The organism is Nocardia miyunensis NBRC 108239 (assembly GCF_001613065.1).
GTDB lineage: Bacteria > Actinomycetota > Actinomycetes > Mycobacteriales > Mycobacteriaceae > Nocardia > Nocardia miyunensis.
Genome location: NZ_BDBQ01000010.1, coordinates 35,807 through 53,492, shown reverse-complemented (window position 1 = coordinate 53,492; position 17,686 = coordinate 35,807). Strand labels below are relative to the sequence as shown.

Genomic DNA, 17,686 nt, shown 5'->3' with positions numbered 1-17,686 from the left:
GTGCCGGAGGCGGCGGGCGAGCGTAATCTGCTGCGCCCGTCCTCGTTCCGCGTGGATCCAGCATGAGCGAGGAGCTTTCCGGCGCCGGGTCGCGCGGCCGTCCGCGCGACCCGCGAGCGGACGAGTCGATCCTGCGCGCCGCACTGGAACTGTTCACCGAGTACGGCGCGGACGCGACCAGTATCGACCAGGTCGCCAAGCGTGCCGGTGTGGCCCGGCTGACCGTGTACCGGCGCTGGCCGAACAAGGAGGCGCTGCTCATCGCGGCCCTCGACCGAGCGCGCGACATCGACGACCTCGCGCTCTACCGCCGCCTGCTGGACACCGACACCGAACCCACCGAACTCGAATTGCGCAGTGCGGTAACGGAACTGCTCGAGACCATCATCGGGTTGATCGTCCGCCCGGACCTGCGCGGCCTGATCGCCCGGATGATCGGCACCGCATCCAGCCACCCCGAACTGTTGCGCACATTCTGGGACAGCTACCTGCAACCCCGTCGCGATCTCGCGCACGCCGCCATCGCCCGGGCGATCGAACTCGGCGGCCTACCTCCCGACACCGACCCCGAACTACTCCTGGACACCGTGGTCGGCACGGCCCTTTTCCCAAGCCTGCTGCACCCCGATCCCCCGACCGAGGAGTCCCTACGTCAGCGCGTTTACGCGGTACTTCGCCAACTCGGAGTCCAGCCACCGGAGTGATCCGGCCGCTCCCGCACCCGGATCGCCGATCGGAGTGTCTCCGTCACACAGCCGCCGGCCGAGCCGACTTCTGGCCTGCGCGTACAGATCTGCCGGCAGTGGTCCCCTGGCGACATCGGGATGACCGATGGTGAAGGGCAGGACGAACTCGTGGCGGATCGTGACGGCCGACGCATCTGTTCACGCCTGGCGGGCGAGACTGACCGCTACCTGGACGCGGGATTGCAGACTGAGTTTGTTCAGGATGCTGGACACGTGGGTTTGCACGGTCCGCCTGGACAGAAACATCCGAGTGGCGATCTCGGAGTTGGATCCTCCCTGTGCGACCAGTTCGGCGACCTTCTGCTCCGTGGGCGTGAGTGCCTGCCAGCCGGTCTTCGGCCGTTTGCGAGGGCCTCGCGAACCCCGCCGGACACCATGTTCACGCAGTCGCGACTCGGCTCGGGAAATGTCCCATTGGGCGTCCATGCCCGCGTATGAACGAATCGCCGCGTCCAACGCCGACCGAGCGTCCGCGGTCCGGCCCTGGCGCGCAAGAATTACGGCGAGTTCTTCGCGGGCCTGTCCCTCATAGAGTGGACGTCCGGCACCGTGGAAAGCCTGCGCCGATTGCTCGAGCAGTTCGGGCTGGTCGAGCGACAATCCGCGGCACAACAACACTGTGCCGCGCCTGCTGAGAGTCGAATAGCGGGCATCGAGCGCCTGGGCCGCGGTCGATATCTCGTCGAGAACCTGTCGGTTGCCGCAGGCCACCGCCAAGCGAGCGACGTCGGGATAGGCGTAATACACGGTCGATCCGGCCAGGCCCGAAGCCAGTTTCCGACATGCCTCGGCGAGTATGGCCAGCGCCTCGCTCGGCCGGCCCCGCGATTCCAGCAACAGCGCGTCGACCCAGGAATCGAAGTGCAGATATGTCTGGCTGCCGACCCGGTCATCCGGTCCCGCCCAGTTGAGACCGGCATCGAAAGTTCCGCGGTGCACCGCGATCAGCGCGGTCATGCTATTGGTCACCACACCGTGGCCGAAGATATCCGGCAAGCCTTGGCGGGCAAGAATTTCGGCCAGCGCGTCGTCCCAGCGGCCGCTCAGGAAATACAGCCGGGCTCGCGACACCAGATGCAGTCCACGGTTCTGCAAACCATCGACCACGGCACGGCCGAGAACCTCCTCGGCTTCGGCAGGCCGGTCGAGTTCGATCAACGAATGAGCCCGGAGCACATAGGGATCGAGCTGATCCAGTCGATTCCCCGAGCGCTGACATGTTTCGTACGCGGCGGCGACCCGCTCGCCGAGTGCGAGAGCCTGGTCCAGATAACCCTGGGTGTATCGAAGTCCGCCAAGGGTGGTGCAACCCAAGCCGACGGTCAGCGGGTCGTCGAGTTCGTCACCGATCGATATGGCTCGCGTCGCGGCTTGTTCGGCGACATCGAATTTTTCGTCGAAGAAGTAGAACAGGGCGAGGAACGAGTTGTAGAGGCCCTCTTCCCACTGGGTCAGGCCCGGCTGGGCCAGGACGAGGTTCGCCGTGGTGGCCGCGTCGTCGAGGCGGCCCTGAGCGTAGTAGGCGCGCACGAGCAGCCACCGCAGCGCTTTGTCATTCGCCGAGCCCGGTGCGGTCGGGGTCCGGCTCGCGAGTACGGCCTTGGCCGTGGTCTCCGCTTCGGCCGCGCGGCCGCTCCACAGCAGAGCCCGGACATGCTGCACGCGAAAGTTTTCGTGGGCCGCATGGTCCGATCCGGAACCGGCCACCACCCCGGCGAGCAGATTTATGGCCAGCTCGGGGGCTCGAACGGTGAGCGTGTCCGCGGTTTCGGCCAGCCATCGCAGGCTCTGGTCGTCCAGGGGAGCGTCGCCTGCCAGCAGATAGTTGGCGATACGTTCGGCCGGGGCGCCCGCCGCGATCAGAACGCGGCCCGCGCGAAGCTGCAGAGACGTGCGGGCCGATGTGGGCACCTGATCGGCGAATACCTGACGTAGCAGATCATGCCGAAAGATCAGCTCGTCGCCGGATTTGACCAGCAGGCCCGCCTCGGTGGCGATGCTGATGGCCTCCCAGATCTCCATGACCGCCAAGTCCAGGACCGTCGAAAGCTCCATCGCCTCGACGCTGGTTCCCAGAGCCGCGGCCATCGTCAATACGTGCCGCGCCGTGCGAGGCAGGAAATCCAGTCTGCGCTCGACGGTTTCGGTGAGCGACTCGGGCAGCGGGAATCGCTCCGGCTGCCCGGCGGGAGCCGTCGCCAGCTCGGTGATCCCGCGGCCGACGGCGGTGAGTGCGTCCGCCTGCCGCAGGCCCGCCACCAGCTCGACAACATAGAAAGGGTTACCGCCCGCGCCTGCGACGGCAGCGGTCAATGCCGGGCCGGGCACAGCACCGAGCGTGTCTTCGATCAGAGTCGCGACTTCGGGTTCGGTCAGTGGTTTCAGCTGCAGTTGTGCGGCGCCCCAGGCGTGGAACTGCTTCAGCAGCGCTGCCAGGCTTTCCCCCCGCGGCAGCGGCCGGATCGCCATGACGATCATCAACGGGAGTTCGGTGACGATCTCGCCGAGCCTCTCCAGTGCCGCCAGACTGGCCGGGTCGGCCCAATTGGCATCGTCCAATATCAATATCACCGGACTCGCGGTGCACCATTGATCCAGCAGGGCCAGCAGCGCCTCGACGACGGCGAAATGCCTGCTGAACGCGCCGTCACCGGGCAGATCGGTGCCGCGCAGCAACGAATGGAGCTGTGCCGCCGATGGATCGGGCGTGCCGTGGCCGAAACCCAGGCACCAGCCCAGCGCGGCATAGGGCACCTCCTGCTCGATCTCCGTAGCTGTGCCCCGGAGCAGCCGTGCCCCGTGCGTGGACGCCAACTCGCTCACCGCATTCAGCAACGAGGTCTTGCCGATTCCCGGTTCGCCGGTGATGACCACGATCCCGCCGCGGCCCGCCGCGGCTTGCTCGGCAACTGCGGAGATCCGGGCGAAATCGCCCTGCCGTCCCACCAATCGGATGCTTCCGGTTCTGCCTGCCACACCTGCGATCCTGCCACGTCGCCGATCGAAACTCCCTGCAATGCCGAGACAGTCGATTCCGCCGCGCCCGGCACCCTGCGCAATGCGAATCGAATCGGTGTCGGCTGTCCCGCCGCGTCCACAGCGGTTATCCGCGACGGTTGTCCGCGACTTCGATCACCGGCCGCGACATCGGGCTGCGGGTCCGCGGACTGTCCCGTGACAACTGCGACTGCGGCAGAACAACTTCCCCGAGCACGCGCGGCAGCTGACGGCCGGGTGCTGTGCGCCCGATGGGTCGGCGCGGTAGCCGCGCCTTCGGCTCGGTGGCCTGGGGGGCCGCTGTGTTCGACTCCCGCACTGCGGTGCTGGTCCCACTGGCGTGGAAGTCGAGCTATGTCACGGGATTTGCTCGGCACGCGGGCGGTCGCGGCTGGATTCACCGGAATATGGATTGCAATCCGAACTCGGACCGGCACAGTTCCGGTCACGCGATGGCGAACCAATGATAAACCTGCGGCCGCACATACGTGCCCAGGGTGCACGGCGTCGCGGATCCGGTTCGCTGCCTGCGGATCTCGTGACGCCACCGCGGCGGACGCGGCCGGGGCTCCGATATGGAACCGAAATATGTTCGCTACCAATCGATTCGGACATTTTCGGGACGGGCGGGTTGTCGGATCAACCGAGTAACTTGGCGGTTATCATCGCCCGATCGAAAGTCTGTGGGGCAACGTACTGAAGGGGGTGGAGGGCCGTGTCGAACATCGACGAGCGTATCCGGATGGCCGTGGAATGGCTGCGCGGCAGCCAGATCCCGCATCTCAGCGGTGGCGCGGGCTGGGGCTGGATACCCGATGTGCCGCCCAATCCGCAGAACACCGCCGAGGTGGTCTGCGTTCTGCATCGCGCCGGGTGCGAAATCCCGCGCGCCGCAAAGGTCGCCATGTTGGTGCGGGCAACGGTCGTGCAACGGCCGAACGGCGACGAATGGTACTTCCGTACCCCGATCGACGTCGCGTGGCGCATTCGCGCGCTGCGCTGCCTGGAGATCGAGGAGTCCGATCCCGATCTGGCCGGAGCCGTGCGATCCCTACTGGACCAACAGGATTCCGAAACCGGTGGATGGCGGATATCGGGTTTCCTCGGCCCGGTATCGATCACCGCGACCGCCGCCGCGGTCGAGGCGCTCATCGGTGACGGCGGCTTCGACGGTGAACGGCAGCAAGCCATCTCGCGCGGCATCGACTATCTGGTCTCGGCGATGTTTCAGGACCCGCGTTCCCTGCCGATCTACGCGGCGGCGCACATCGCCACCGTGCTCGCGCGCCCCGAGATCGTCCGGATCGGTGACAAGCGCGCCGAGCGGGCCTGCGCCTTGGCCGTCGAACGGTTGCTGACCGGGCTGCGCCGAGCCGAATGCGAGATCGAGACCGAGATCTTCCGCCGTGACGATCTCGTCGACACCTGGCGCCATCTCACCCTGCATCTGGCGGTCGGTGCGGTGATCTCCGCCGACAGCCGCACCATTTTCGATCCCGCGGTGCGTGCGGCGATCGTCGCGCTGCTCGACATGCAGGAGATGGATGCGCTGGCCATCTATCGGGGCGGGTTCCGCATCTCCGACGAGGGTCCGGTGACCTCCTACGCCACCACGCAGGCGCTGGAAGCCCTGCTGCAGGTGCGGCCGGCGATCAATGAACGAGTGAACCCGGCGAAGGTGTACGACGAGATCTGCCGGGCCGACGGCGCCCATCGCACCGATCCGCAGGCGATCGCCTCGGTGCGCGGCCACCGCATGTTGATGAATTCCACTGCGGGAGAGGCGTTGTTGGTGCTCGGCGCGGCGGCCGGCACCACGATATTCGCGTTGGCGGTGGGCTTCGACACCGTATACGGCACGATCGCCAGCCGGGCCCTGGTGGTGTGGGGCACGGCGCTCATGGCCTTCGGCGCCTACTGCGGGCTGGCCACGCATTTTCCGCGATTACCGAAAAAGCGAGTGGCGAGCGCGGTATTCGTCGCGTTCACCGCACTCGTGCTGCCCGTGGTCACCTATCTGCTGACCTAGCCTATGGCCGGTCCGATCGCCCTCATGATCGCCGTGACCTGCCTGTGGGGTACCTCCAGCGCACTGCTGGCGGCACTGGGGGCCCCGACCACGGCGGGTCTGGTCGCCCTCGGCGGTGCGGTGCCGCTGCTGGTGTCGGCGTGGTTGCGCGCACAGCGCCCCTGGGCAACGCTCACCGCCCACCCGGCGTTGTACGTGAAGCTGGGTGTGCTGGAGGCCGCGAATCTGACGCTTTACATCGCGGCGCTGCGAATCGGCCCGCTGCCGGTGGTGGTCGCCCTGCACCTGACGGCGCCGGTTCTGATCATCGCCGCGTCGCTGCTTCGCGGACGACGCGCGCCGACGCTTCCGGTATTGCTCGAACTGCTCCTGGTCGCGGGGGCGATCTGGCTGGTCGCCGGACGCCACTCGGGCAGTGCGGCCGCGTGGCCGGCCGTGGCCGGATGCGCACTGGCGCTGGGCAGTGCGGCGTGCGTGGCGATGCTGGTCAGCGTGATAGTGCGACAGCCGGGGCCGAACCATACGATCACCGCCGCGGCACTGCAGCTGTTGCTGGGTGGGGTCGCGAGCAGCCCACTGCTCGCGCTCGATCCACCGTCGCTGCCGGTCGCCGCCGAGCTGGCCGCGGTGGGCGCCACGCTACTGGGACCCGGATTCGCCCTCTACTGGCAGGCGTTGCGGTGGCTGGACGCGGCGACGGCCAGCGTCGTCGGGCTCAACGAGGCGGTGGTGGCCACCCTGGTGGGGGCGGCATGCACCCGAACTCTGCCCACTCCCGCGACCGCCGCGGCGGGCGTGCTCATTCTGCTCGCGGTCGGGCTGGAGCAGCGTTCAGTGCCGCGACGGCGTGTGCCGCCCTGACGAAGTCGCTGCAATCCGAGGGATTCTTGTCGCCGCGTGAGTCGTCGACGCCGGAATTCACATCGACCCAGGACGGTCCCACCGCGGCGATGGCCGCGTCGATGTTGCGCGGGTTGAGGCCCCCGGCCAGCATGACCGGGAATTCCGATTCGGCGAGCAGGCCGACGATGCGTGCGCTGATCGACCAGTCGTGCGTGCGCCCGGTTCCGCCGAGCCGGTCCGCGGACCGCGAATCGAGCACTATCCCATCGCAATTCGGCGCCGCTCGCATGGCCGCGCCGACCGCGTCGGGCCCGGTGACGTGGACCGCGCGGATCACCCGCCGCCCGGCCGCGTCCCGCTGGACCGCGCGCACGGTGTCGAGCGAGATCAGCCCGTGCAACTGGATGCAGTCCACGCCGATCCGGTCGGCGAGGCGCAGCACGTCGCCCGCGTCGGTGAGATGGGTGACCAGCACGCGCTCCATCGACGCGGGCACCAGCCGCGACAGTCGCCGGGCCCGCTCGGCGTCGAGTACGTCCTCACTGAAATGGGTTGTGCCCGAAATGAACCCGGCCGCATCGGCATCGGCCGCGACGACGGCCCGGAGATCGGATTCGCTCCGGATGCCGCAGATTTTCGCTCGGACGTTGATCATCGGCACACGATACTGCCCGGACTGTGCCTATCCGGCGGGCCACGTCGTTATCGATTGCACCCTCAGTATGAACGCTCCGCGCGCACCGGGAAGACCCCGCCATCCTCAGAGGCGGTCCATCTTGCTCTCGGTGAGGTCGTTGAACCGGGCGAGCATCCGGCCCAGCATGCGTACATCCTCCGCCGGCCAGGTGGCGAGCATCGCGTGGAAGCGTTGCTGCCGGGCGGTGCGGGCGGTCTCCAGCCTCCGGCGTCCCTCGTCGGTGAGGACCAGCAGGTGCGCGCGGCCGTCATCGGGGTCGGGTCGGCGCTCGATCAGCCCGAGCTGTTCCAGCACCTTCACCTGCCGGCTGATGGTGGCCTTGCCGACGCCGAAGTACTCGGCCAGATCGCTGGGCCGGGAGCGGGCGCGGTCGTACATGCCGATCAGCAGTCCGTACGCCGCGGGCTCGAGCTCCGGGTGCACCCGGCGGGCCATCTCGGCGGACAGCGCCCGCGCACGGCGGAACAGCACGCCGAGTTCGTGCTCGATCGCCCGGTACGCCTCGTGTTCGCGGGCGGGCGTGGTCCCGTTCGTCATCCTTGCTTCATCTGCCCTCCGTACCGGGCCACCTTATCGGTGTCCGCCGGACCGCCACGGTCGGCGGCCCGGCGGGCCCGTGTCATTCGGCGGGGTGGCCGAGCAGCAGGTCGTGCGGCTCGTCGCCGCGGCCGGTCAGGTCGATCCCGCTCGCCACCACCGGGTACCCGGTGGCCGTGACGGTGTACCGACCACCGGTCAGACCGGGGAAGTCGTACTCGCCGTCCGGGCCGGTGGTCATCACGCCGACCACGTTCCCGGCCGCGTCGAGCAGCGTGACGCGTGCGTCGGCGATCGGGCCGCGGCCCTCCGCCCGGATCGTGCCGTGGGCCCGCATGCCGAGCAGCAGTTCGACCTGCTGGTGGGTCTGGCCGCTGCCGACCTCGACCGGCATGGCGGCCGGCCGGTACCTGTCGGCGCTGACCGCGAGCGTGTAGCCGCCGGCGGTCACCGCGGAGATGAGGAAGCCGCCGTCAGCGTCGGTCGTGCCGCTGGCGACGACCTCACCGCGTCCGTCCGCGACGACGACCATCGCGCCTTCGATGGGTGCGCCGTGCACGCCCCGGACGACTCCGGCGAGGCTGCCGGAACCGGTGAGCGCCACGTCGAAGTCGACCGGCTGGTCGCCGACCGAAATGGTCGCGGCCTGCGGGTCGTGATCTCCCGCCGCGGCGATCAGCACGTAGGTGCCGCTACCGGGAGCGGACAGGACGTAGCGTCCGTCGTCACCGGTGGTCGCGCGGCCGATCTGGCGCCCGCCGACGTCGATCAGCGTGAGCACGGCACGGGGCACCGGAGCGCCGCCGTTGCGGACGAAACCGCGGATCGTGCCGCTGTCCTGCGGCTCTCCCGCCCGGACGGAGTCGTACGCCTGCATCGGAGCGGTGCCGTGGCCGTTGGACAGCGCGGCGGTGGCCACCTCGGGACGCCGGGCGTGCCGACCGCGCGCCGAGGCGTCCGGCACGGGCGCGGCGGCGACCACGCCGGTCGGCGGCTCCTGGCTGTTGGACGTGCGCAGCGGCACTTCCTTGATGAACAGGATCACGATCACCGCGATCAGTGCGCACGGCGCGGCGTACATGAAGACGTCGCCGACGCCGTGACCGTAGGCGGCCTGGACGATCGCCCGGATCGGGGCCGGAAGCGCGGACAGCTTCGGTACCGAGCCACCCCCGCCGAGGTTGTGGATGCCGATGCTCGCCAGGCCGTCCGTCATGTAACGGGTGACCCGGTTGCCCAGCAGCGCGCCGAGCGCCGAGACGCCGATCGCACCGCCGAGCGAGCGGAAGAAGGAGACGGTCGAGCTCGCCACGCCGAGCTCCTGCGGCCGGACCTGGTTCTGCACGCACAGCACCAGGTTCTGCATGGTCATGCCCAGGCCCGCCCCGACGAAGAGCATGTAGATCGCCACCTGCCAGTAGGAGGTGTCGTAACGCACCATGCTCAGCAGGCCGTAACCGGCGGTCATCGCCACGGCGCCGAGCACCAGGATGTTCTTCCAGCGACCCGTGGTGCTGACGAAGCGCCCGGAGATCGTCGACGCGACGGCCAGGCCGCCGATCATCGGCAGCGTCATCAGGCCCGCCTTGGTCGGCGAGTCGCCGCGGGCCAGCTGGAAGTACTGGCTCAGGAAGGTCGTCGCGCCGAACATCGCGACGCCGACGAACAGGCTGGCCAGCGTGGACAGCGACAGGGTGCGGATCCGGAACAGCCGCATCGGCACGATCGGCTCGCTCGCGAAGTTCTCCGCCACGACGAACAGCGCCGCCAGCACGACCGCGCCGCCGACCATCGCGCCGGTCTGCCACGACAGCCAGTCGTACTTGCTGCCGGCGAACGAGACCCAGAGCAGCAGCAGCGCGGCCGCGCCGGAAACCAGCGTCGCGCCGAGCCAGTCGATCTTGACCTTCCGCTTGCTCACCGGGAGGTGCAGGGTCTTCTGCAGGACGATCAGCGCGATGACGGCGAACGGCACGCCCACGTAGAAGCACCACCGCCAGCCGAGCCAGGAGGTGTCGACGATGAGACCGCCGATGAGCGGACCGCCGACGGTGGCCAGGGCGAAGACCGCGCCCGTATAGCCGGAGTAGCGGCCACGTTCGCGTGGCGAGATCATCGCCGCCATGATCACCTGCACCAGGGCGCTGAGTCCACCGGCGCCCAGGCCCTGGATGACCCGGGCCGTGATCAGCATCGCGGGGTTGTGCGCCTGACCGGCGATGGCCGAGCCGACGACGAAGATCACCAGGGCGAGCTGGATCAGGAGCTTCTTGCTCACCAGGTCGGCGAGCTTGCCCCAGATCGGCGTCGTGATCGTCATCGAGAGCAGCGTCCCGGTGATCACCCAGGTGTAGGTGGTCTGGCTCGCGTGCAGATCGGCGATGATCGTCGGCAGCGCGTTCGACACGACGGTGGACGACAGGATCGTCACGAACAGCCCGAGCAGCAGCCCGGATAGAGCTTCCATGATCTGCCGATGGGACATCGGGACACCTGAATCAGGTGCCGTCGCCCGCGCCTCGGCGGCCGGTGCTGCGGTTGCCATCTAACTTCCTTTCGCGCCCGAGGAGTCCGGGGGTGGGGACGGTGCTCGCCATACGTGACAACGTCCGCGTGAGCCGGGTGGGGAGTTCAGCGGGGCTCAGCGACGTGCCTGCCGACAACCGAGTTCGGGTCGCGTGCACGGCTCGCCGTGTCGGCGCGACGCCGGGAGTGCGACAGAGCCTGCGCGGCGAACGACATGCGGCATACAGCCGCCTGACGGTCCGATGACCACGTCCGGTCCACCCAGCCGTGTGAGCAGTTCGCGGCACCCGTCCCTTCGATGCCCCGAACCGCTCCCACTTGGTTGCCTAAGGCAAGTATCTAACAATTGGTTGCCGTAAGCAACTTTATTCGTGGCCGGGCGAGACGGAGCGCCACTACATCAACCAGGGCATCCGCCGCATGGTGGAACTGCCGAACCCATTCGAAATGGGCACCAGAATGCGACTCTGCGGCCCAGTTCAGCGGGCCGCAAAGATCTGACCAGCGGGAACCGCTAGTCCTTCTTCATCATTTCGTACACGCGCTTGCAGTCCGGGCAGACCGGGGAGCCGGGCTTGGCCGAGCGGGTGACCGGGAACACCTCGCCGCACAGGGCCACCACGTGGGTGCCCATGACGGCACTCTCGGCGATCTTGTCCTTCTTCACATAGTGGAAGAACTTGGGGGTGTCGCTGTCGGTCGACTCGTCGGTGGTCGTATCCGGGCGGACGATGGTATCGGTGCTCACCCCTCCATGATGCCGCATCCCACTGCCGGGCCGCTGCCCGGCGGCCGCGATCACGCCGTGTGCATCCGATCTCGGGGAGTGGAAGACTCGAGGTATGCAGCGTGATGGCGAAATTCCCGATGCCGAAGTCCCCGGCCGGCCGGTGGATGGCGGTGAACCCCGCGACGAAGCGGGGCGCAAGGGCGACGCCGCGCAGCACGAGCCCGATCCCGAGGTGCAGTTCCCTCCGACCGGAGCTGTTCCGCCTCCGCCGCCCCGCAGCGAGGGCGGGTTCTTCCGCGCGCCCAAGCAAGACGCCCCGGTCCTGATCACCGAGGCCGCGCCGTCACTGGAACAGCAACACCGGGACCGGGTGCGCCGGTACATGCTGCTGATGGGTTTCCGAATTCCGTGCCTGGTGCTGGCCGCGGGCGCGTACGGGCTGTGGCACAACGCGCTCATCTCGCTGGCCATCATCGGCGTCTCGGTCCCGCTCCCGTGGATCGCGGTGCTCGTCGCCAACGACCGGCCGCCGCGCCGCAAGGACGAGCCGAGCCGCTGGGACGGCCGCCGCGCCGAACACAAGGCCATCGAGTCGGGCCACCATCATTCGATAGACGGCTGAGCGGGGGTACCCGTTTTCTTCGAACGGATGAATGCGGACATCACCATGGCGATCGCGCACAGCGCGCCCGCGATGTACCAGGCCAGATCGTAGCTGCCGCGAACGTCGCGGATGATGCCCGCGCCGGTGGCCGCCAGGGCCGCGCCGATCTGGTGGGAGGCGAACACCCAGCCGAACGCGACCGGGCCGTCGTCGCCGAAGTACTTGCGGCACAAGGCAACTGTGGGCGGCACCGTCGCGATCCAGTCCAGCCCGTAGAACACGATGAACACCCACATGCTCGGCTCGGTCCGCGGCGCGAGCAGCGAGGGCAGGATCACCAGCGACAACCCGCGCAGCCCGTAGTAGGTCATCAGCAGGTACCGGGATTCGATGCGGTCGGTGAGCCAGCCCGACGCGATGGTCCCGGCGACGTCGAAGATGCCGACCGTGGCGAGCAGTCCCGCCGCGGTGGTGGGCGGCATGCCGTGATCGTGCGCCGCACTGACGAAATAGGTGCCGACCAGCCCGTTGGTCGACGCGCCGCACACCGCGAAACCGCCTGCCAGCAACCAGAATCGGTGTGTGCGCCCCACCCGGAACAGCACCGTCACCGCACGCGCCGCCCCACCGCGCAGGACGGTCCGAACCCCCGCCCGGCTGTCCGGTTCGGCCCCGTAGGCCCTGGCGCCGATATCGCTGGGGAAATCCCGGATCAACAGCAGCACCAGCGGAACCACCGCCAGCGCCGCACCCGCGACCACGAGTGACGGCGTGCGCCAGCCGTGCGCCTGCGCCAGCGCCGAGATCAGCGGCAGGAACACCAGCTGTCCGGTGGCCCCGGCCGCGGTGAGCACACCGGTGACCAGTCCGCGATGCCGGATGAACCAGCGTCCGGTGATGGTGGCCACGAACGGCATCGACATCGAGCCGACACCCAGCCCGACCAGTAGTCCCCAGGTCGCCATCAGTTGCCAGGGCCGGGTCATGAACACCGTCAGCCCACTGCCGGCCGCCACCAGCACCAGCGCGCAGGCCACCACCCGCCGGATGCCGAACCGGTCCATCAGTGCCGCCGCGAACGGTGAGATCACCCCGTACAGCAGCACATTCAGCGAAACCGCCGCCCCGATCGTCCCGTGCGACCAGCCGAACTCCCGATGCAGCGGATCCATCAGCACACTGGGCACCGACCGGAATCCGGCCGCCCCGATCAACGCCACGAATCCCGCGACGGCCACGAACCAGGCCGGATGAATCGGCATGCGGGCCAGGCGCGATGAGCGTGCCGGGTTCGGCGCTCCGGTATCCGGCGCGACGCGTTCGTTCGACTCCGAGGTGGGGTCCTGCAATTGGGTCACCCGACGAGCGTGCCGGAGAGACGGTTGCGCCACGAGTGGCCTGAATGCCACAATCCGTCGATATCTGGCCAACTTCTGGAGGATGCGATGATCCGGTGGAATTGTGCGTTCATCGATCGCCCGGCGGACCGCTTCGAGGAGGCCGCGTCGTTCTGGACGACGGTGACGCGCACGAACCCGTCCGAACGTCGCGGTGAGCAAGGCGAATTCGCGACTCTGCTACCCGCTCGAGGTGATCCGTGCCTGCGGATCCAGGCGGTCGGCGATTCCGGTGGCGCGCATCTGGATCTCGATGTGGACGATCTCGCGGCCGTTCGTGATCACGCCCGCGGGCTCGGGGCGCGCGTCGTCGCCGATCACGGCGGTTGGGCGCTGATGCGCTCACCGCGTGGTCTCGCGTTCTGTCTCACCACGGAGAACGGGCGACAGGTCCCGCCGCCCGTCGATTCGCCCGGTGATTCGGTCAGCCGCCTCGACCAGATCTGCCTCGATTTCGGCCCGAGCGCCTTCGACGACGAGGTCCGCTTCTGGTCCGCGCTGACCGGGTGGGACTTGGCGGAGACGTCCGAACCGGAGTTCACCCGCCTGGCGGTGCCGGATCACCTCCCGATCCGAATCCTGTTGCAGCGCTTGACCCAGGACCGCTCGCCCGCCGCGCATCTGGATCTGGCCTGCTCGAATCGTGAGGACGTGGCCGCCTGGCATCAGGATCTCGGCGCGCGGCGCATCGACGAGGGCGCCGCCTGGACGGTGATGCGAGATCCGGTCGGCGGAATCTACTGCCTCACCGACCGCGATCCGGTCACAGGGAAGGCAAAGTCGTGATCGTGGCGGCGGAATCCGTTGCAGCGCTTGGATATAGCCTCGCCGCCGGATCGGGGTCCGTTCGCTGTGCCGATGACCTGGTGGCTGCCGCGGTTCGCGGCGATCGTCCGGTGTGCCGGTGTGTATGGGAGAGAGGATATCGGTGAGTCCGATGCACACCGTGGCCGTGCTGGCGCTCGCGCCGGTCGTGGGGTTCGATATGACGATTCCGCCGACCGTGCTCGGTTCCGCTCGCGGACCGGATGATTCGCCGCTGTACGACGTGCGGCTGTGCGGTCTCGATCCGGCCGGTGTGATGTCCACGTCGGGATACACGATCGTTCCGCAGGCCGGGCCGGAACTGCTGGCCACCGCCGACACCGTGATCGTCCCGGGGACGCAGCTTCCGCGGGCGAGGCGGCACGGTACGCTGCCCGGCGAGGTGGCCGAGGCCCTGTCGACGATCCGGGATGACGCGCGCATCGTGTCGATCTGCACCGGCGCGTTCGTCCTCGGCGCCGCGGGCCTGCTGGACGGCCGCCGGGCCACAACGCACTGGGCCCACGCCGAGGACTTCCGCCGACTGTTCCCGCGGGTGCGCCTCGACGAGAATCTGCTGTTCGTCGAGGACGGGAACATCTGCACCGCAGCGGGTTTGGCCGCCGGACTGGACCTGTGCCTGCATCTGCTGCGCACCGATCACGGCAGCGAGGTCGCCAATCGCGCCGCACGCTACTGCGTGGTGCCGCCCTGGCGGGAGGGCGGGCAGTCGCAGTTCATCGACCGGAACATCCCCGACGACGGCTCCGACGGCACAGCGCCCACCCGGGCCTGGATGCTGCGGCATCTCGATCGCGAACAACTGGATCTGGCCACCATGGCCGCGCACGCGCGGATGAGTGTGCGCACCTTCACCCGGCGATTCAAATCCGAGACCGGGCAGGCCCCCGGCGCGTGGCTGTTGCAGCAGCGGCTGCGGCACGCGCGGTATCTGCTCGAGACCACCGACCTGCCGATCGATGAGGTTGCCCGCGCCGCCGGGATGGGCAGCGCCGCTTCGCTGCGTCACCACATGCGGATCGAACTGGGGGTTCCGCCGCTGGCCTATCGCAGGACCTTCCGCGCGGAACGGCCGTCCGGCACGCGCCGGACGAGCGAGATCGCGCGGGTTCCCGCCATGGGATCGCCGCCTGTGGCAGGCTCGAAGGCGTGAGCTAGCCTGCGAGCGAGCTACCGGCACAGTAGGCTCGACGCAGGACGGAGCCGAGCACGGGCGAGGTGAGGTCGTGAGTGACGACGAAATCGATCTATCGGTAACCCTCGAACAGTATCTGCAGGTGTTCCGTCAACCAGGACTCTGCCGCGAGGAACTACAGTCCCTGCGCGAGAGCGTCGGTCATTTCCTCGACATCGCCACCCCGCCGGAGGGGCAGGAGTTGTTGCGGGGCGCGATCGCGCCGGATTCGCTGTCGCTGGCGCTGCAACTCGAGCGCGCGCTCGATCACGCGCTGGCCGAACGCGACGCGGCCGAGCGGGAGCATCAGCGCCGGGTGGACATCCGCGCCAGGATGATCGCGGCGATGGACGCCCTGGACGGGTTCATGCGCGATATGCCGGGCCTGGCGAAGAAGGAGATCGCCGTCGGCACACTGGTTCTGGACGAGGGATTCGAGCTGCTCGAGGGCGGGCTCGTGCGGATCAGCGAGGCCCAGGAGGACGCGGCGGACCTCGAACTCCGTGCGCTGGAGGATCGTCGCGCCGAACTGGAGGAGCGGATGAGCGCGGCGGTCGCCGCCCGCGCCGAGCTGATGCTGTCCACCATCGCCGCTCTGCGCGAGGCCCTGGGCTATTCCGCGGACGGGACCGGAATGCCCTGGGTGATAGCCGAATTGGCGGCCGACGGACTCGATGTGGCCGAACCGTTCGCCGGTACGGCGGCGATGCTGCCGGAGTGCCCGCTCAAGGATCTGCTGACCCAGATCATCGCCGATGCGGCACTGGCGCAGGCGTTTCCGAACTCGCACGTCTCCGAGAGCGACTGATCCGGGGTCGGCTCGCGATGCGTCGGCGGTCCGATTCGGTTGTGGTGTCCGGTATTCGGAGCGTGCCGCTACCAGGAGATCCGCAGGGGATTGGTGCCGGGCGGACGTCGCGGGCCGGATTCCGGGTTTGTCGTCGAGTCGTCCCCGGACGGTTCGATGGCCGAGTCGATCGTGCGATGCAGCCGGAACGAGAGCCACCGCCGGATGATGTCGAACCGGGTGCGGCGGGCGGGCCAGAACTCCTGCACGGTCGCATTGAATTCCGCGCCGAGAATGACCGCGAACGCGAGGAAATAGGTGAACAGCAGGAACGCGATCGGGGTGGACAACGCCCCGTAGCTGATGCCGCTGCGGGTGACCCAGGCGAGATAGCGCCGCAGGATGACGCTGGCGGTCATGAAGAACGCGCCCGCGACCAACGCACCCCCGAAGAGCCGGTGCCACGGCAGCGAGCGGTGCAGCGCGAATTTGTACAGCGTGGTCAGCCCGATGATGAGCAGCAGTCCGGTGCCCGGATAGTAGAACGAGTCCAGCAGCCGCAGTCCGGGTTCGCGCCACGACTCCGGCAGCGCCCGCCCGATCAGCACCGGGCCGACCGCGACCAGCGGCAGGACGAACACCGACACGATCAGGAACCCCACGTACAGCAGCAGGGCGAAAATGCGCTGCCACACCGGATTCCGGGCGTCCTGCTGATTGTGCGCGTCCACGATGGAGTCCACGAACGTCGCCATCGCCGAGGATCCGGCCCACAGTGACAACACGAATCCGATCGACACCACCGCACCGCGCCCGCGTCGCAGCACATCGCGCACGGTGGGTGCGATGAGGTCGTCGACCACGGTCGAGCTGAACAGGTTCCGGCTGAAGGTGATGATCTTGCTCTCGACGATGTGCACCGTGTCGGGCCCGAACCACCCGCCGACGTAGCCGAGACAGCCCAGCAGCCCCAGCAGCAGCGGAGCCAGCGACAACATCTGCCAAAAGGCCGCCGCCGCGGATTTGGTGAATATCGAGTCGTTCCAAGCCTTTACGACCACCCGTGCCACCAATGCCCAGGTCCGCAGCAGCGCATGCACCACATGCCCGACAACCAGAACCAGCCATCGCCCGACCGCACGCACCGCCGGCCCGGCCCACCTCGGCCGGTTACCGTCCGTTCGCGGCACTCTCTGATCATTCATCTCGCGTACAGCATCGCCTACCACAGCCCGACACGCGCGCCCACCACCCACCACACTTCGCGGTGTCGTACGACACAGCCCATCCGATGGCCGAAACGTTGCCCACAAGCAGTGCGAGAAGGCTCCGCCCCAGAGATGTTCGCTTGCGGTCGAACCGAACCCGGCACCCGCGGAGGCCACCTGGTTTCGCCTACTCCAGAAGCGTCAGCATCCGATCATGGCGCTGCACGGCCGGATCGATGCCAGAACCCACAGGTCACCAGTTTCGCCCACTCCGGGGAGTGTCAGCGTCCGATCGTGGCTCGGTTTGGCCGGACCGAAGCCAGAACCCACAGGTCACCAGTTTCCGCCTGCTCCAGGGAGCGTAAGCATCCGATCGTGGCTCGGTTTGGCCGGACCGAAGCCAGAACCCACAGATCACCAGATTTCCCCCCACTCCTGGAAACACCAGCTCCGAGGCCGCGGCCCGGGTCGATTCTGGACTGACCGGAGCGGAGGAGCGAAGCGGGGGAGCGGAGGGAGGGAAGAATCGGCCCTTGGGGGCCGCGGCCCGCCGGAGCGGAGCGGAGGCCGAAGACACAGTGTCGGA

14 protein-coding genes are annotated in these 17,686 nt (G+C 68.3%); 7 read left to right on the top strand and 7 right to left on the bottom strand.

From position 1 onward, the window contains the following. Positions 1 to 62 precede the first annotated feature (62 nt). Positions 63 to 704, top strand: a complete 642-nt coding sequence (locus NM2_RS05515) for a TetR/AcrR family transcriptional regulator (RefSeq protein WP_067664759.1) — start codon at positions 63 to 65, stop codon at positions 702 to 704. 180 nt (positions 705 to 884) lie between these two features. Here the strand turns inward: NM2_RS05515 and NM2_RS05510 are convergent, their stop codons facing one another. Continuing rightward, positions 885 to 3,722, bottom strand: a complete 2,838-nt coding sequence (locus NM2_RS05510) for a helix-turn-helix transcriptional regulator (RefSeq protein ID WP_067664757.1) — start codon at positions 3,720 to 3,722, stop codon at positions 885 to 887. Positions 3,723 to 4,458: 736 nt separating this feature from the next. Between NM2_RS05510 and NM2_RS05505 the strand changes: the two genes are divergently transcribed. Together NM2_RS05505 and NM2_RS05500 are read left to right on the top strand one after the other, a co-directional pair. Beyond that, the gene (locus NM2_RS05505; protein WP_067664755.1) at positions 4,459 to 5,772 is read left to right on the top strand and encodes a prenyltransferase/squalene oxidase repeat-containing protein; all 1,314 of its coding nucleotides are present in this window, start codon (positions 4,459 to 4,461) and stop codon (positions 5,770 to 5,772) included. Positions 5,773 to 5,796: 24 nt separating this feature from the next. Further along, positions 5,797 to 6,633, top strand: a complete 837-nt coding sequence (locus tag NM2_RS05500; RefSeq protein ID WP_157120893.1) for a DMT family transporter — start codon at positions 5,797 to 5,799, stop codon at positions 6,631 to 6,633. Here NM2_RS05500 and NM2_RS05495 read toward each other — a convergent pair. The 4 genes from NM2_RS05495 to NM2_RS05480 form a co-directional block, all read right to left on the bottom strand. Further along, positions 6,572 to 7,270, bottom strand: coding sequence for a phosphoribosylanthranilate isomerase (locus NM2_RS05495; RefSeq protein WP_067664751.1), 699 nt, complete (start codon positions 7,268 to 7,270; stop codon positions 6,572 to 6,574). The genes NM2_RS05500 and NM2_RS05495 overlap by 62 nt on opposite strands. Positions 7,271 to 7,375: 105 nt before the next feature. Further along, positions 7,376 to 7,849, bottom strand: a complete 474-nt coding sequence (locus NM2_RS05490) for a MarR family winged helix-turn-helix transcriptional regulator (protein ID WP_067664749.1) — start codon at positions 7,847 to 7,849, stop codon at positions 7,376 to 7,378. 82 nt (positions 7,850 to 7,931) lie between these two features. Continuing rightward, entirely contained in the window at positions 7,932 to 10,394 is a 2,463-nt protein-coding gene (locus NM2_RS05485; protein WP_218025854.1) for an MFS transporter, read from the bottom strand. Between the two features lie 495 nt (positions 10,395 to 10,889). Beyond that, complete coding sequence (locus NM2_RS05480) at positions 10,890 to 11,141, bottom strand: DUF3039 domain-containing protein (protein ID WP_169816109.1); 252 nt, start codon at positions 11,139 to 11,141, stop codon at positions 10,890 to 10,892. A gap of 286 nt (positions 11,142 to 11,427) precedes the next feature. Here NM2_RS05480 and NM2_RS51370 point away from each other — a divergent pair, with 286 nt between their 5' ends. Next, positions 11,428 to 11,727, top strand: a complete 300-nt coding sequence (locus NM2_RS51370) for a DUF3099 domain-containing protein (RefSeq protein ID WP_067665054.1) — start codon at positions 11,428 to 11,430, stop codon at positions 11,725 to 11,727. On the opposite strand, the gene NM2_RS05470 is transcribed toward NM2_RS51370, so the two are convergent. After that, entirely contained in the window at positions 11,709 to 12,971 is a 1,263-nt protein-coding gene (locus NM2_RS05470) for an MFS transporter (RefSeq protein WP_084530528.1), read from the bottom strand. The genes NM2_RS51370 and NM2_RS05470 overlap by 19 nt on opposite strands. Before the next feature lie 183 nt (positions 12,972 to 13,154). Between NM2_RS05470 and NM2_RS05465 the strand changes: the two genes are divergently transcribed. From NM2_RS05465 to NM2_RS05455, 3 genes are all read left to right on the top strand, one after another. Further along, complete coding sequence (locus NM2_RS05465) at positions 13,155 to 13,892, top strand: VOC family protein (RefSeq protein ID WP_067664743.1); 738 nt, start codon at positions 13,155 to 13,157, stop codon at positions 13,890 to 13,892. Positions 13,893 to 14,043: 151 nt separating this feature from the next. Further along, complete coding sequence (locus NM2_RS05460; RefSeq protein WP_084530507.1) at positions 14,044 to 15,084, top strand: GlxA family transcriptional regulator; 1,041 nt, start codon at positions 14,044 to 14,046, stop codon at positions 15,082 to 15,084. A gap of 73 nt (positions 15,085 to 15,157) precedes the next feature. After that, the gene (locus NM2_RS05455; RefSeq protein ID WP_067664741.1) at positions 15,158 to 15,913 is read left to right on the top strand and encodes a hypothetical protein; all 756 of its coding nucleotides are present in this window, start codon (positions 15,158 to 15,160) and stop codon (positions 15,911 to 15,913) included. A 68-nt stretch (positions 15,914 to 15,981) separates the two neighbouring features. On the opposite strand, the gene NM2_RS05450 is transcribed toward NM2_RS05455, so the two are convergent. Beyond that, complete coding sequence (locus NM2_RS05450) at positions 15,982 to 17,010, bottom strand: YihY/virulence factor BrkB family protein (RefSeq protein ID WP_439956842.1); 1,029 nt, start codon at positions 17,008 to 17,010, stop codon at positions 15,982 to 15,984. Positions 17,011 to 17,686: the final 676 nt, after the last annotated feature.

Coding starts and splice junctions, on each gene's coding strand:
- NM2_RS05515 (WP_067664759.1), top strand. CDS start 63: ATGAGCGAGGAGCTTTCCGGCGCCGGGTCGCGCGGCCGTCCGCGCGAC.
- NM2_RS05500 (WP_157120893.1), top strand. CDS start 5,797: ATGATCGCCGTGACCTGCCTGTGGGGTACCTCCAGCGCACTGCTGGCG.
- NM2_RS05495 (WP_067664751.1), bottom strand. CDS start 7,270: ATGATCAACGTCCGAGCGAAAATCTGCGGCATCCGGAGCGAATCCGAT.
- NM2_RS05490 (WP_067664749.1), bottom strand. CDS start 7,849: ATGACGAACGGGACCACGCCCGCCCGCGAACACGAGGCGTACCGGGCG.
- NM2_RS05485 (WP_218025854.1), bottom strand. CDS start 10,394: ATGGCAACCGCAGCACCGGCCGCCGAGGCGCGGGCGACGGCACCTGAT.
- NM2_RS05480 (WP_169816109.1), bottom strand. CDS start 11,141: ATGCGGCATCATGGAGGGGTGAGCACCGATACCATCGTCCGCCCGGAT.
- NM2_RS05470 (WP_084530528.1), bottom strand. CDS start 12,971: ATGCCGATTCATCCGGCCTGGTTCGTGGCCGTCGCGGGATTCGTGGCG.
- NM2_RS05465 (WP_067664743.1), top strand. CDS start 13,155: ATGATCCGGTGGAATTGTGCGTTCATCGATCGCCCGGCGGACCGCTTC.
- NM2_RS05460 (WP_084530507.1), top strand. CDS start 14,044: ATGCACACCGTGGCCGTGCTGGCGCTCGCGCCGGTCGTGGGGTTCGAT.